This is a genomic window from Microvirga sp. BSC39 (assembly GCF_000739015.1).
In the GTDB taxonomy this organism is placed as follows: domain Bacteria; phylum Pseudomonadota; class Alphaproteobacteria; order Rhizobiales; family Beijerinckiaceae; genus Microvirga.
Window position 1 is genome coordinate 176,676 of record NZ_JPUG01000077.1, and the last position, 14,471, is coordinate 191,146.

At 56.6% G+C, this 14,471-nt stretch carries 15 protein-coding genes; 8 read left to right on the forward strand and 7 right to left on the reverse strand.

Going from position 1 to position 14,471, the window contains the following annotated elements; translation table 11 throughout:
* Nucleotides 1–612 precede the first annotated feature (612 nt).
* Nucleotides 613–1,248, reverse strand: coding sequence for a recombinase family protein (locus tag MA07_RS23080; protein WP_036357389.1), 636 nt, complete (start codon nt 1,246–1,248; stop codon nt 613–615).
* Between the two features lie 359 nt (nt 1,249–1,607).
* On the opposite strand from MA07_RS23080, the gene MA07_RS23085 reads away from it, so the two are divergent.
* Nucleotides 1,608–2,342, forward strand: coding sequence for a hypothetical protein (locus tag MA07_RS23085; protein ID WP_036357392.1), 735 nt, complete (start codon nt 1,608–1,610; stop codon nt 2,340–2,342).
* Between the two features lie 449 nt (nt 2,343–2,791).
* Here the strand turns inward: MA07_RS23085 and MA07_RS30280 are convergent, their stop codons facing one another.
* The 4 genes from MA07_RS30280 to MA07_RS29795 form a co-directional block, all read right to left on the reverse strand.
* A complete protein-coding gene (locus MA07_RS30280) occupies nt 2,792–4,282 on the reverse strand; it encodes a hypothetical protein (RefSeq protein ID WP_160195483.1) in 1,491 nt (496 codons plus the stop codon).
* A gap of 1,099 nt (nt 4,283–5,381) precedes the next feature.
* On the reverse strand, nt 5,382–5,981 hold the full coding sequence (locus MA07_RS23095; RefSeq protein WP_152568992.1) for a hypothetical protein: 600 nt from the start codon (nt 5,979–5,981) through the stop codon (nt 5,382–5,384).
* Nucleotides 5,982–6,082: 101 nt separating this feature from the next.
* The gene (locus MA07_RS29790) at nt 6,083–6,442 is read right to left on the reverse strand and encodes a hypothetical protein (RefSeq protein WP_152568993.1); all 360 of its coding nucleotides are present in this window, start codon (nt 6,440–6,442) and stop codon (nt 6,083–6,085) included.
* Between the two features lie 109 nt (nt 6,443–6,551).
* Nucleotides 6,552–6,914 (reverse strand): hypothetical protein, encoded by a 363-nt coding sequence (locus MA07_RS29795; RefSeq protein ID WP_152568994.1) that lies wholly within the window; start codon nt 6,912–6,914, stop codon nt 6,552–6,554.
* Nucleotides 6,915–7,298: 384 nt separating this feature from the next.
* Here MA07_RS29795 and MA07_RS23105 point away from each other — a divergent pair, with 384 nt between their 5' ends.
* The 3 genes from MA07_RS23105 to MA07_RS23115 are packed head-to-tail and all read left to right on the forward strand — an operon-like array spanning nt 7,299 to nt 8,352.
* Nucleotides 7,299–7,799, forward strand: a complete 501-nt coding sequence (locus MA07_RS23105; protein WP_152568995.1) for a hypothetical protein — start codon at nt 7,299–7,301, stop codon at nt 7,797–7,799.
* Nucleotides 7,796–8,110, forward strand: coding sequence for a hypothetical protein (locus MA07_RS23110; RefSeq protein ID WP_152568996.1), 315 nt, complete (start codon nt 7,796–7,798; stop codon nt 8,108–8,110). The genes MA07_RS23105 and MA07_RS23110 overlap by 4 nt, the downstream gene beginning before the upstream one ends.
* Nucleotides 8,110–8,352 carry a hypothetical protein gene (locus MA07_RS23115; protein WP_036357411.1) on the forward strand — a complete coding sequence of 81 codons (243 nt, stop codon included), beginning with the start codon at nt 8,110–8,112 and terminating at the stop codon, nt 8,350–8,352. The genes MA07_RS23110 and MA07_RS23115 overlap by 1 nt, the downstream gene beginning before the upstream one ends.
* Before the next feature lie 105 nt (nt 8,353–8,457).
* On the opposite strand, the gene MA07_RS28095 is transcribed toward MA07_RS23115, so the two are convergent.
* Nucleotides 8,458–10,227 carry a recombinase family protein gene (locus MA07_RS28095; RefSeq protein ID WP_081929133.1) on the reverse strand — a complete coding sequence of 590 codons (1,770 nt, stop codon included), beginning with the start codon at nt 10,225–10,227 and terminating at the stop codon, nt 8,458–8,460.
* 9 nt (nt 10,228–10,236) lie between these two features.
* Here MA07_RS28095 and MA07_RS23125 point away from each other — a divergent pair, with 9 nt between their 5' ends.
* From MA07_RS23125 to MA07_RS23140, 4 genes are all read left to right on the forward strand, one after another.
* Nucleotides 10,237–11,097 carry a hypothetical protein gene (locus MA07_RS23125; protein ID WP_280114256.1) on the forward strand — a complete coding sequence of 287 codons (861 nt, stop codon included), beginning with the start codon at nt 10,237–10,239 and terminating at the stop codon, nt 11,095–11,097.
* A 158-nt stretch (nt 11,098–11,255) separates the two neighbouring features.
* Nucleotides 11,256–12,107 carry an SDR family NAD(P)-dependent oxidoreductase gene (locus MA07_RS23130; RefSeq protein ID WP_036357414.1) on the forward strand — a complete coding sequence of 284 codons (852 nt, stop codon included), beginning with the start codon at nt 11,256–11,258 and terminating at the stop codon, nt 12,105–12,107.
* A gap of 6 nt (nt 12,108–12,113) precedes the next feature.
* The gene (locus tag MA07_RS23135; protein ID WP_052003457.1) at nt 12,114–12,710 is read left to right on the forward strand and encodes an NUDIX domain-containing protein; all 597 of its coding nucleotides are present in this window, start codon (nt 12,114–12,116) and stop codon (nt 12,708–12,710) included.
* A gap of 56 nt (nt 12,711–12,766) precedes the next feature.
* Nucleotides 12,767–13,474 carry a DUF2076 domain-containing protein gene (locus tag MA07_RS23140; RefSeq protein ID WP_036357417.1) on the forward strand — a complete coding sequence of 236 codons (708 nt, stop codon included), beginning with the start codon at nt 12,767–12,769 and terminating at the stop codon, nt 13,472–13,474.
* A gap of 105 nt (nt 13,475–13,579) precedes the next feature.
* On the opposite strand, the gene MA07_RS29230 is transcribed toward MA07_RS23140, so the two are convergent.
* The gene (locus tag MA07_RS29230; protein WP_244445338.1) at nt 13,580–14,323 is read right to left on the reverse strand and encodes a L,D-transpeptidase; all 744 of its coding nucleotides are present in this window, start codon (nt 14,321–14,323) and stop codon (nt 13,580–13,582) included.
* Nucleotides 14,324–14,471: the final 148 nt, after the last annotated feature.

Sequence of the window (14,471 nt, forward strand, 5' to 3'; positions counted from 1 at the left end):
GGAGCGCGGCTTGCGGTAAACGAGTGGCTGCGATCACTCCCTCTATGAGAGGTGAGGTGGAAAGCTAAAGATCACTCTTTTCAAAGCTCAGATCGAAGGTCACTAACCTTCTTGGCACAGGCCGATTGTGCATCGCGAATTTTTGCCTGCGCCTTTTTCATTTTCTCGGCGCGTTTGCGAGAGTCAGAGAGAGACATGGGCGGGATTGGCTTCGTGGTACCTGCCGAAGGAGATGAGGGTTTCTGAGGCTTCGCCTCAACGAGTTCAAAGTAGCGCACATTGTATTTAGGCTGCGCAGCGGATCGAACATGCGTCTGAGAGCGATAAGGTGATGATTATCTTGGTGTGGCAAGCCTCCCTGATTGCCACACCATCTGAGGCAGGGAGCATCATTGAACCCATCATCCTACGCGATGTTACTGTCGCCATCGAAGCTCGATCAGTTCGACCTCACAACCCGGTTTCTGGCGACGCAATTCCTGTAGGACGAGAGTTTCCAAGGCTTGCAGAGGACGGCCTGACCATGTGCTGTGGGTCCATGCGCCGCCTGCGTTGCGGCGGTAACGGTACCGGACGATAGCGAGAGGTCTGATTGTCACGAGGCACGTCCGTTCACTGTGCAGCGGCTTCTGAGGACTCACTAACCCTCTTAGCAATCTTTGACACCGTAGCGCGGCTGCACCCGGTTGCAGCTTGAATTTGTGACCATGACGAGCCAGCCTTGAGCATGGTAGCAATGCCGCTATTTCGGGCGATGTTCTCCTTGCGCCCCTTGTAGAGGCCCGACTCTGCCGCGCGTTTCTGGCCTTGCATCTGGCGACGCCTGCGGTCCTCGAAGTCCTTGCGGGCTACAGCCGCGAGCATATCGAGCATCATGCCGTTGATTGCGTCGAACATGCGGGCGGTGAAGTCGTCGGAGTTCGCCTTCGCCATCATCCATGAAGTCGGTAGGTCCAGTGCCACAACCCGAACACGACGGGCGGCGAGTTCAGCCTTCAGTTTCTCCCAATCAGCAGCGTTTAGACGACTTAATCTGTCCACCTGCTCCACGAGCAAAATATCCATTGGTCTCGCATCGGTAAGCAGGCGGAACAGTTCAGGGCGGGCAAGCTTCGCGCCACTTTCATTCTCGACGTAGAACGCCGCGACGGAAAGACCATGTTCGGCTGCGAAGGTTTCGATGTGCTGTCGAGCGCGGTTTGCATCTTGCTGGTCAGTGGAAGCCCGGAGATACGCCCGCACAAACATGAAGTCCTCGACCGGTTCACTTAGTATAGTTCACATATATTCGGTTCACTTTGAATGGTCAAGCTTCCGATATTGAACCAGTTCTAGGCCAGTGCAGGATAGGGTTGCCCAAGTTGAACCAGCCGTTCGGCAGATCATCGCGAGCAATAACGAATACAAGCCAATATACGTTCGCCATAATGCTTTTCGGTCAATTGCGGGGTGCTCGAAGCGGACACCACAAATTGCTAAGACATGAGTTGGCGTAGAGCGTATGTCGAGCGCGGCTATTCCAAGTGTCCTTTAGGCATCGCAGTGTGTATCCTGAGCCGAACGATGCCTTCCACTACAAGCTATATCGGCAGGGGCGGGGTAGATAAGTGGCAAGTGATATTGGATATGGCATTCTCGGCCTTGGCGCTCTCATCCTTGTCTTGAATGTTGCTTCCTGTTTCAAGGGCGAGAAGCCTCCTCCGAAGCCACCAACAGCCGAGCAGTTTGCGGAAGCCAAGCGGCAAGGCGAACTTGCCACGAAGGTGAACGACTACACGATCAAGGTCGCCGAGCAATGTCCGCTGAAACAGATCGGATGCATCGAGGAAGTACGTAAGGAATTTGACCTGAATTGGAATTACTATAACGACAACCGGAGTGTATACGACTGCGCGAAGCCGTATACCGATCTTTGCGTGTACGTGACTGCGCGCCATGCAGCTTCAGAACATTTGTCACAAAAAGCGGAGCACGAACGCCAAGAGGAGTTGGCTTCCATCGAGCGCAAGCACAGAGAGGAAGCCGCAAACCGACATCGCATCACAAGAGAAGCCACTGACCAGTACCTGCGTGACAATCCGCAACTTTATGATCGCATGTTCAAATTCCAAGTGCAGAGGCATTTCCTTTGCTCCGGTGATGTTGGTCGGAGCTTTGGGCGAAAGGACTGCTCAAAGAAACTGGCAGAGACATTTGGGCTCGACTGGGACCTGTTTCGTACCAATCCATGCGACAGTGATTTCGGGCGTGCGACGCCCATGCAGTGCGCGCAAGCCGAAGTTCTTGAGGCAACAAAGGAGGCGGTCGGAAAAGAGATCAGAAAGCGCGAAGCTCAAGATTAGTGCTTCAGGTGGAAGCGGACCACCCTGCCTGAGTTGTCAGGGATAATCGCCTGAATTCGTGAGATTTCAAGCGGACTGGATTTAGGCCGAACAGGGCACCATGAATGGGACTATCGGGCTTCGGACTCCTCAGTGTCGGACATATCGCACGTGCCATTCAAAAGGGCTTGTGCCTGCGTGATCCAGTCGATGGCGGCTTGTGTCAAACGGCTCGCTTGGTCGGGCTGGTTGTGGCGCGTGAACCAGTCGAAGACTCAAACGGTCAGATAGAGTTTCCGGGGCTTTGGCCATCATGAACTGGATTTGCCGAGTGGACCTCTGATACTGGGGCGAGCGCCATGTAGTTTATCATGCTGCCGCGCCAGTTTGTACCCAAGGTCACTTCTGTCCATCCGACATAAAAAGGGGCGGTTCTGGCCGCCTCTTTCTCTTTGTCTATTGTATAAGATTCAGCTTCTCGGCTGGCGCAACTGAGCCCCATACTTCGTGACGATAGTTTGGACTACATTGCTGCACTTTTCCCACCTCTCTGCCATTATCTGCCGGACCAGCACCTCGGGACCACTCACAGTACGCATCTCGTGTCCGCAGGAATAATAGATGTCGTTAGAGGCTTCTCTGTGCAGCCGAGCTACGGCGTGCCGAAACTGGTCCAGACGATTTACCACCTTGACGAGTTCCGACTGTAATTGGGACATGCTCATTCTTTGGAAATCAAGCACAGGGAGAACTGGGACCACCTCAGCCGCTAACGCATGCTGACGATTGATCTCCTTGTGGTAACCATCTAAAATTTCCAAGCGAGCTTTTGCGAATTTGATCACCAAGCTCTTCGCATACTCAATCCCTGTATCATCCAACTTCGGTAGTGCGTATTCTGCGAGAATCCTTCCGGCAGTTTCAGACCCATTTAAAGTCGCTAGCAGGCCCCATGCTACCGCTACAGGGAGGTCAACTCTCGGTTCGTCATTGTACGACATCCCGGTATACTGAGGTGACGGGAAGTCAAATCTGTACTTGTTGTAGTGAAGAACACGAGCCATCATCATCTCTTGAGCTACAGGCTGGTTGAATAATGCTCCTGCCTGTACCAGAGATGCCGTTATGAAAGGGAATTTCTCGACTTCTTTTTGCGACATCTTGCCGTTCAGAAAGTGTTCGTACCTTGCATGAGGGTCAATAAAGTTTTTGCAGTCAAGAGTTGCGATCCAAAACTGATACTTGATGAAGTCGCTCACATCATGATCGAGATCAAACCTTTTTGGATCAAACTTAGGGATCACCCCATAATCTTTTCTTGACCGCTCGGCTTCCCATCCGCTGATACTATTGAAGCGAACGCATTCGGCTTTTGCTTCTTTCGTGATCGCGATAAGGTCTATAGGGAGTGGCCGATCACTTTTTGCTTTAAAGGTAGGGTCGGACAACACTTGCTGGACAGATGGATGCAGCGCTAGTTCCTGCTTGAGCGAGTTGACACGCTTCAATGCACCCATATCCAGTTCGGGTTTACTACTTCCATTCACTCCATTGCCAGCAACTATGCTGACGCGATCTCCACTTTCTGCGCTCAAGTCGCCCACAGATTGACCCGGCATTCCTCTAGTATCGGTATTCAGGGTGCCTGAATGACTCGCGCTAGCCTTCGGCTCGGTTTCCGCAAAACGCTGCACTGCTGGCTCAGGGATTGTAAGTGGCGATGCAGCTTTGGCATCTGGAACAAGAGCAGGCGCGACTTGACCTCTAGCTTCAAGCGATTGTGTTGGTCTCTGGACCGCTACTGAGACAGTTATGTTTGATTCTGCCGAACGATTGCTCGGCACGAGGTTATTTGGCCTTGCCGCCACCGCTACAGACTTCGTCTGATCCCAAACCTGCTCAACATAGACCTCGCCCTTGGAGAGGTACATATCTGCCGGAACTCGTCCAGAATTGATCATGTCTTGCTTGAACCGCTTAGCATCGGCAACATGATGGGGACCGCTGACAATCGCAAACCACCCATTGCTCGACCGAATTACCCGTACATCAGGAAGAGACCCGGTATAGGATCGGGCAAGCTCAATTGCTTCGTCCTCGTCCTGCCTTCCGGCTACAACAACCCAACGGGATGAGCCAGACAACTGAAGCCCGTTACCGGGCAGGACCGGAGCCAATGTGCTTGCCGATGGAAGCGCAACCTGTTTGGTATACCGGCTATGGACCCATCCGAATAGACAAGGCCCGGTGTACGCCTGCCGAGCGAGCCAAGGGGTGGCAACGTTGCAACTCTCCTTAGACTGCGGTGCTCGCGGGTAGACTACCGCAAGCCAAGGGCCTGTCTGGTGGCAAACGTATATCCATTGCCCGTTATGGACCCTATCAACCTCATAGTACGGCTTTCCGCCGGGTCCGCTTCTTACCGAGAGAAAACCGTCGCCATTTGGATCAAGGCCCACAATCTGTCCGCCCGCCTTACAGGCGAACGCAGACGGATCACCGCCTGCAACAACTGGTACGTCCATCGTCGGACCGCCCATAGCCGCAAATGCTTGTGCCGAATACAATAGCGCGGCAGAAGCCGCTGATGCGAAAAAATTTATTTTCATATTTGCCCCGCGTCCGGCCTGTTTAGCCGTTACTTTTGACCGCAGGGTAACCCTTCAGGGTTTTATAAACGGTGAACTATTTTCATCCACGAGTTTTTGACGCGCCCTTGAGAATTTTCTTCAATAAGAACCCGGCCCATCGACAAAACTTCAAAGCCCAAACCGCTGGTTCTTCATAGCGAAGTTGGTGGAGCCTGCTCAATGCAGGCGAGCACTTATATCTGTCCTGTGGGACGATTGTGCGTGACATGATGTACTTCCAGTCAGCCTTCGGGGTCTGTGTGCCCCGTGAGACGACCCCTGCCCAAGTTGCTCGCGTTCTCCTGAACTTTCTGAACGATCACCCGGAGCGTCACCATGAAGAAATTCGTATCTTAGCGATTGATGCGCTCCGCAGGGTTTGGACGTGCAAGCAATATTTCCCGGAGCGTCAGGCTTAGGGCCTAATTGATCAGGGCCACGGCAGAACTAAGGGACGCCTATCTGTTTGAGGATGACTCATTACATCAGGATTGGAACGGGCTTCACGAATGCTGTTCCTTAGACTCGCTTTCTGCTCAGTTCGTGTACAGGCGTGGAGATTGGGGAATAGTCGGTCAAAAGGTTCGATAGACCTGTCGGGGTTCAACTTCTCAGGATACTTTGCGATGTACCAAGCTTGGTGGGCCTGAGCTTCAATGGGCATTGTGCCTGTGGCTAGGAAATAGTCGTGCCATCCAATATACAGAACGTGATCATTCTGCTCATCCGTGAATCGAGTTAGAAGCTCTTCGTCGTCTCGCTCCACCCATTGCTGTCCACGACGGCGCGTCGCGTGCTTAAATGCGTTCCAATACTGGCGCTGGAGCCGGCGCAACTCCTCAATGTCGAGATCAGAGGCCGTTGCGAGAATATGGTTCTTGAACGGCTGCCTCCCCGACTTTTCGGCATAGAACTCGATTACCTCACAGCCGCCACCAGCAAGGCAGTGGACGGATACAGGATCGAGGTCGTCAAGATACAGGGCAAGTGCGGACCCAAGCTGCCGTCTGGCTCCTTCGAATTTCAGCAAGACTTTACCTCCGCTGGCTCTTAGCATCGTCATTGCTCAGAACCGCTGACATGACTCTCTAGCTAAGAGCCGGATGCTTGTGTGTGAAGGACGTGGTAAGCCTAGAATGCGCGTTGCGGCGGCTTTTGTATTTCACATTGTCCATATTCAGTTCCGTTGACCGATTTGATTGTTCGAGAAAATTGGAGGTTCGTTCGATCAATCATCCATCTAACAGTTCTTTCATCAACTAAAACACGGTCGGGCGTAAAGGCAGCATTCACTGTTCTGCTATGACCCGAGCTAACAATATGGATTGATACCGTTCCAGCGGATTCATCAGTAGTGAAGTTTATACGAACCGGACCTACGGAGCCGCCGTCTAAGACACAAGCAAGATAGGTTGGCTGAGCCAGCGCGACAACTGGCAGAACTCCCAAACCAACGGCTGCGAAAACGGCAATGAATATCTTCGTTTTCATGATGTGTCCCCTCGTTTGGCGAGACTATCATAGCGGTTTCATACACCTGAGTTCGGGCTGAAAGTTGTTCGCATAAACGCACAAGGGTGTTCGGCCTAGTGCTTGATCTTTATGCCTGATCTGTATCATCGGGTACAATATTCTTTTCACGCTTTCTCAGATGCTCGTATGCATCCTTGAGGAAGAGCGTCCAGTTGGCTTCGACATCGGCTTCTATGATCTGAGCACGGTACGACCTTGGCGCATCGGGATACCAGCCAGTGCGGGTGATGATCTCCCTGACCATCTGCATGGCCAGCGCCTTCACCTCATCGTCGGTCGGCATTCCCGTGTTCCTCATATGTTCACGTGTTCCGATGTGGATCGGGGCGGCGCGTTTTTCAATCTTTCTTTCGACCCTGAGCACAACAATGTCTCGCCCCTGACCTTTACCCTGACCACCTTGGCTTGAGCGAAGCGAAAGCAAATTCATTTTTATTTTGAGTTCTTGAGGTGCGAACTGATATGGGTAGCAAGACCTGATTTCAGGTCAACAAATGGACTTCGTCCTTATTGTATATATACAATTGTCTCTATCTCTATCAATTCTTTAATTATTACAATAATGACTTCAATTAATAAGAAGTGATATAAGTAAGAATATCATTTTATAAGAAAGTTATTTCTAATGACGCGTAGGTCCAAGTTCTTCAAGTCAATTGAGAAATCAAAAAAGCGCACTGGTCCCTTGCCCGGTGTTCCTGAGCACGACAAGATTGGCGTGATCCAATTTCAGTTCATGGACAACGGGCCGAAGCCCGGTCGTGGCAAGAGCGAGCACGTGCTCAAGCTGGAACTCTATTGTGAGGGTCGGTTCGTGATCGAGAAGCCGACCCGCACCCTCACATCGGGGCTCTATGACCCGCAGGCTGTGATCGACTGGGCGGATGACAAGGTCGCTGAAGGCAAGCTCGATGATGCTCAGCGTGGGTTCTACAAGAACCTGTACGATGCTGCGGTGAAGGCCATCAATGACCCTGACACACATTGGGTGAAGCTCGGCTACATCGAAGACCGCACCTACAAGCACTATCGCCATCCCGGTCAGGCTGTGATGGTTTGGAAGAAGTTCAGCGGCCCGCTGGAAGTGGCGTTGCTCGCCAATGATCGGACGTACGAGCCCGACGCGATGATCTTCGACAAGTATCGTGAGAAGGGATCGTCTAGGCGCGTCGCCTACGGCTTCTATGACCCATTCAAGCTTTATGACCAAGCTCAGGCCGAGAAAGCTTTCCAGCAGGCCGCAGAAGCGAAAGCTGAGGCCATTGATCCTGCTGAGGCTGCCTTCCAGCGTGACATCGCGGGGTTCATGCAATGAACATGAGCAAAGATGAATTCGACCGCAAGTGGAACGGGGGCGAGGCACGCCAGAAGAAGCGTGAGGCGACAATCATACGGAAGCTGCGCATGGAGGGTTTTGGCTATGTCGTCACCGTGCCCGTGCCCAAGTATGACATGTCGAGCTTTCAAGCGATGCAGAGGCTGGTCGAGGGTAGGATCGTACGAAACAATGAGATCACAGCATGGTTGCAAGAGCACGTTGCTGAGAATGCCGTGACGAGCCGTGGAGCGCATTATGGTTCTAAAAACGAGAACGATGCCTTCATGTTCAAGCTGAGGTTCGGCTAATGACCCAAGACGAAATCCAAGCCATGCTCGAACTCATGGCCGAGCTACAGGCTGAGAACGAAGACCTAAAAGCGAAGCTGGCCTATGCTAATGCGCGCCTCAACATGGGCGTGCCCGTAGAGCAGCAGAAACCGGCCTACAGGCCCGTTTACCTGCCCGATGGCACTGAGCGACCTACTGGCAACGCAGGCCAGCCCTTGCTCACGCCAGAGGAGTTATATCGCATCGTGAACGGCAGATAGTTTGAAATCGTCAACCCACATCGTATCTGCGATAGTAACAGACATTGCTTACTAGTAATTTTTGTAAAGCGTGAATTTTAGGGAGGATTTTTGTATAGTGGATATTCAAGGACCTAAATAATATTCGGCTTCTGTTCTTCCGACGAATTCTATGCCTGATGCGCGGAGGTTCAGGTTCACGCCATCCTTGCGGGTCTTCAAGCCCTTACGCTCGAACCGGTAGCGTACCTTGCCACCGACCATAATCACGTCGATTGTGCCCGCAACTTGATCAAAGTCTGTCCGCTGAACGAATTGCTGAAGCGCGATGCTGAGCTTGGCGCGGATGGGCAGCATGTCCCGGTGGTTCTGCTCAATCGCTTCTTTCCACCGTGCTTTGTCTTCATCGGTGGTGGCTGCGTTCAGCCATTTCCTGTGAACGCTTTCGTCCCACTGCAACACCCTGAGCTTGGCTCGAAGCTTGATGATGGTTTTCTCCACATCGTCGCGCTGATCCTGCTGCGCCAACAGTTCGGTGTGGTGCTCCTTCAGAAGTTTCGCTTGATCCTGATGCAGCCGGATTTCCGACCGCTGCTCTCGGAGCACCTTGTGAAAGTCTTCCAAGATCGGATCCTCTTCGTCGAGGATGGCGACCTGACGCAGGATATTCTTCTGCTGCCGTTCGAGTTCTCCAATCCTCTCGGCATAGGCAACCAGATTGCTCTCCACATCCCGAAGCTGAGCGTCGGTCTCAGGGTTGGCGAACAGTTCGTGCAACCTGTATTCTTCGACGTGATGAAGGAGTTGGATTTCGACTGACCGGGCATTGAAGTAGGTTGAGCCAAGGCTGTCACATTTGATGCCGCTGGCGATCCCGGTGCTGGCATTGGCGCAGCGATAGTAGATTTGGGTTTGGGTGGCATTGTGGGCCAGCCGCATCGGACCACGGCACCGGGCACAGAAGGCCAGCCCAGCGAACAGGTTGCTGTAGGCTGTTCCTTTCCGGCCCTTTCTGCCGGTTTTCCTGCGAGCAGCCTGAGCCCGTGCAAACAAGGCGTCGTCGATCACGGCGGGGTAGTGATTCCGAATTGGATCACCGGCAGGAATTTTGCCGTGGCCCTCTCGGTGATAGGGCTGCAACTCGCCCAATACGGCCCGAGACGTGAGCAAGTCGCGAACCGATGCGGCGTGCCAACCACGGGCTTCACGGCCCGCACGGGGTTTGCCTTTGAGCTTCTTGGAGAATGGCGGCTCGGCCCGTTCGTTCAGGATGCGGGCGATTCCGGATGTGCCGATGCCGTTGGCGCTCATCTCGAATATTTCGACCAGAACCCGGACCCGGCTCTCGATGGGCTCGTAGCTCTGACCGTCCGAACTCAGTTTAAGCCAAGCCGGGCACAAGGCATGCCGCAAACCCTTCTCGCGTCGGGTCTTCCAAGCTTCTTTCGTGCGATGTGATTTCATTGCGCTTTCTTCGTGCGCACGGCTCATCACGATCAAGCTGCCGACAAGCTGCATCGGGTCATCGACCGACCGTTCATCGTAGATGCGCTTGTCCTGTAAAGTTGCAACAATGATGCCGGATTTGAGCAGGTTTAGGAATTCGGGCAGGGCCTCGCCGATCCGGTCACGGCTGATTCGGTCGAGTGATTCGACCAGCAGCCACGAGCCGCGCGGAATGCGGCCATCTTCAACCGCGTCCAAAAACCTGCGCAATGAGCCCTTGTCGCGATTCTTGCCGCGAAAGCCCGACATACCCAAATCGGTGTAGGAAGTGCGTAATGTCAGCCTGTTCTCAGCAGCAAAAGCCTCAGACATGCGGGTCTGACGCCGTAATGAGTCACCCTTCATCTGCTCAGGGGTGGAAAATCTGACATACGAAAATGCATCGGGCATAGCCAATCCTTGAGGAAAGTCTGCTGTAGCATATTCGGAGAGTTATGCGATCACGAGGTCAAGCGCCTTCAGAAGGTGGCCGAGGAGCAGAACTACCGTCTCTCCAGCCTCGGCAACCGCTATGGAGAGCTGGAGACGCAGCTCGAATCCACCCGCCAGCGCGCCTCCGAGCTCGAGACCAAGCTCATGGCCGAGCAGGTGCTGCGCCAGCGCCTGGAAACGCAGATCGATTCCGAGCGTTCGGCCCACCAGACCGATCTCTCCTCGCTCGACATGAAGATCGAGGGCCTGACCTCGCGTCTGTCGGCCACCGACAAGATCCTGGCCCACACCCGCGACCAGCTGCGCGACAAGAACGAGGCCCTGCGCGGCGTCGAGCGCAATCTGAAAGAGACCACCATCGAGAAGAACACCCTCGACCGGCGCCTGGAGGCAACCCAGCAGGAGGTCGAGCGGCAGGTGGCCGTGGTCAACGAGCTGCAGCGCTCGCGCATCGAGCTGCAGGAGCGTGTCGAGATGCTGGGCAAGGCCATCGCGGCCAAGGACTTCCAGATCGAAAGCTCCGACAACAAGGTGGCCAGCCTCTCCGAGCGCATCGACCAGCTCACCAAGCGCTTCGAGCAGGATCGCAGCGCGCTTGAAGCTGCCAACCGGCGCCTCACGGAAGAGCTGCAGAACGAGAAGGCCGAGCGCTCCCTCGTGCAGGGCGCCCTCGAGATCGCCCGCGAAAGCCGCACCAAGATCCAGAAGAAATACGTGGCCCTGCGCAAGAAGACCCGCCTCGACACGCAGGAGGATGATCCGACCCTCTTCGACGAGGAAGAGGTCGAGACCAATGTCCGGCCGCTCAAGTCGCCGGACGCGGAATAATCAAGCTACCTCCAGGCCCCGCAGCGATGCGGGGCCATTCTTTTTCAGCGGCTGCATCCTGTCCATGCGCGACGCGCCCTGGCGAATGATCCAAGGTGCTCCAGTTTGGGTCCATTACGGAATCTCATCGGCTCCGAGGCCGAACAAGGATCATCGCGATGGCCCAGCATCCAGCAATCGAGTCCGGCCGTGTTGCCGTCGTCACCGGAGCTGCCAGCGGCATCGGCCTTGCCGCGGCCAAGCGCTTCGCGAGTCTAGGGATGAAGGTCTGCCTTGCGGATCTCGCGGGCGATGCTCTTCGGCGCAGCGCCGAAGAGGTGGCAGGCGTTGCGGAGAAGGCCGAGAACGTTCTGGCCGTTGCGGCCGACGTCAGCCGGCGTGAGGAAGTCGAGCGCCTGAAGGACACGGTATATAAGGCTTTCGGCGAGGTCGCCGTGCTGATGAACAATGCCGGCACCGAAGGCGGCGGGCAGATCTTCGGCGATCCGCAGCGCTGGCGCGCCATTCTGGAAACGAACCTCTGGGGCGTGATCAACGGCGTGCAGGCTTTCGCCCCTGCCATGATCGAGCAGAAGAGCCCATGCGCCATCGTCAATACCGGCTCGAAGCAGGGCATCACCACGCCGCCCGGCGACACCGCCTACAATGTTTCGAAGGCCGGCGTGAAGGTCTTCACCGAGGCGCTGGCGCATGAGCTGCGCAACACGCCCGAGGCCCAAGTGACGGCGCACCTGCTCATCCCCGGCTTCGTCTATACGGGCTTCACCAAGGCCAGAGGCATCACCGAGAAACCCGCCGGGGCCTGGGCCCCGGAACAGGTCATCGATTTCCTGCTGCCGGCACTGGAGCGGGGCGATTTTTACGTGCTGTGCCCGGACAACGAGACCACGCGCGAGATGGACGAGAAGCGCATCCGCTGGGCCGCCGAGGATATCACCGAAAACCGTCCGCCCCTGTCGCGCTGGCATCCGGACTACAAGGATGCCTTCGCCCAGGTGATGAAGGGCTGAGCGGCGGTGGATGCCTCATCTGCGAGCTTCGACGCTGCGGCCTTCCGGGAGCATGTAAAGACGATCCTGGATCGGCATGCGAGTGCTTTCGACGTGCCTGAGGAACGTCATGCCCTTCTGCGGCGGCAGATCGCGAGCGGCGATGAGATTCATTCCCGCCGCACGTTCCCAGGCCATGTCACCACATCGGCGTTCATCCTCGACGCGAGGGGCGAGAGGATTCTGCTGATCCATCATCGGTCTCTCGGTCGCTGGTTGCAGCCCGGCGGGCATTACGAGGCACCGGAGGATCTGGCTGTTTCGGCCGTGCGCGAGGCCGTGGAGGAGACCGGCATGGCGGTGCTCGTGATCGATCCCTGGCATCGCACCTCCGGGCTTCCCATCGACATCGACAGCCATCGCATTCCTGCTCGTCCCGAACGGGACGAGCCGGAGCATTGGCACCACGACATCCGTTATGTGGTGAGAGCCCATGAGAGCGCGGCCCTCAGGCCCGATCTGCGGGAGGTGCATGGGGCCGCGTGGCGTGAACTCCAGGAACTGGAGGCCATTGCGCCGCAGGCCTTGCGGAATATGCGCAAGCTCGGTCTCGCGCACCCCTAACAAACCCGACCGCCATGCTTACATCTGTCTCCGACAACCCTTGAAGGAGGCTTGCCATGAACGATCAGGAACGCCAGGTCATCAGCGACATCTTCCGACGGCTCGAACAGGTGGCGAACCAGCCGCGCGATCCTGAGGCCGAGCGCTTCATCGCCGAGAAGCTGCGCGAGCAGCCCTACGCGCCCTACGCGATGGCGCAGGCGGTCTATGTGCAGGAGCAGGCGCTCGCCAATCTACAGGCCGAGAACGAGCACCTGCGCACCGAGCTCGATCAGGCCAGCCGGCGGCCGCAGCAGGGCGGCTTCCTGTCCAGCATCTTCGGCGGCGGCTCCCGCCCGCCGGGGCCGGCCTACAACACCCCGCCGACCCGCCAGGCTTCGCCCTGGGGACAGCCGCAGCATCATCCGCACCCGCATCATGGCGCGCCTCAGGGCGGCATGATGGGCGGCGCGCCCGGCCCGTGGGGCGGTGGCGCGATGCAGCGCGGCGGCGGTGGCTCGTTCCTGGGAACGGCGCTCACCACGGCGGCCGGCGTTGCCGGCGGCATGATGATCGCCAACGCCCTGACGAGCGCCTTCAGCGGCAACAGCAATCCGGTGAGCGATGCGGCATCTGCGGCCGGCCTCGGAGGCGCCGATCAGGCTGCCGACGCCGGCAATGCGGGCATCACGGATTCGCTCTACCAGGATGCGAGCAGCCAGGATTCCGGCCAGGACTTCGCCGATTTCGGCGGCGATGGCGGAGATGCGGGCGATTGGGCCTGATCGGCTTCCAAGCACTATGCGCCCTCTGACCGGGCGCTACACTCAGAAGCAAACGGCCGGGGAAGCCCGGCCGTTGTCGTGAATGGATGATGTCGCCTCGCGCGATCAGAGCACGATCACGCTCGCGCCGACCTTCACGCGGTTGTAGAGGTCGACTACGTCATCGTTGAGCATGCGGATGCAGCCCGAGGAGACGGCCTGCCCGATGGTGTGCGGCTCGTTGGTGCCGTGGATGCGGTAGAGCGAGGAGCCGAGATACAGAGCGCGAGCGCCGAGCGGGTTGTCCGGACCGCCCTCCATGAAGCGCGGAAGGTCGGGGCGGCGGCGCAGCATCTCGGCCGGCGGACGCCAGGACGGCCATTCGCGCTTCATGGAAACAGTCTGGCGCCCGCTCCACTCGAAGCCTTCGCGGCCGACGCCGATGCCATAGCGGATGGCGCGGCCACCGTCCTGCACGAGGTAGAGGAACTTGTTGTTGGTATCGACCACGATCGTGCCAGGGCGTTCTCTGCCCTGGTAGGACACGATCTGGCGCTGGAACTGCGGTGCGATCGCATAGTCGATGCTGTTGTCGTAGCCCGTGCCGTTGCCGTAATCCTGCGGCAGGGATGCGGTTACGCTGCCGGTGGTGCGCACGTCATACGGGTAACCGGTGCGCTCGCTGCGATAGACTTGGGTCCGGGACGAAGGACGCGTGACGAGCGGATAATCCTCCGCATAGCCGTCTTGGGCGCGTGCGTAGGGATAGCTATCGTACTGGGAGGAGATGTAGGTGTTGCCGTAGAACTGTCCGGCGCGGCCCATCGGCTGCGCCGAGGCCGTGGCCGGCAGGAGGGCGGCCAAAAGCATTGCAGAGCAAGGGATCCAAGCACGCATTGAAGTGTCCTATAGCTGTGTTTTGCTGAGTAAACGGCAAGCGCGGCTTTTGTTTCCGTCAAGCTCGCATGAATTTAAGCGCCGAAGTCAGGACCGGTTTCCTGTCGATGCCGAGAAAAGA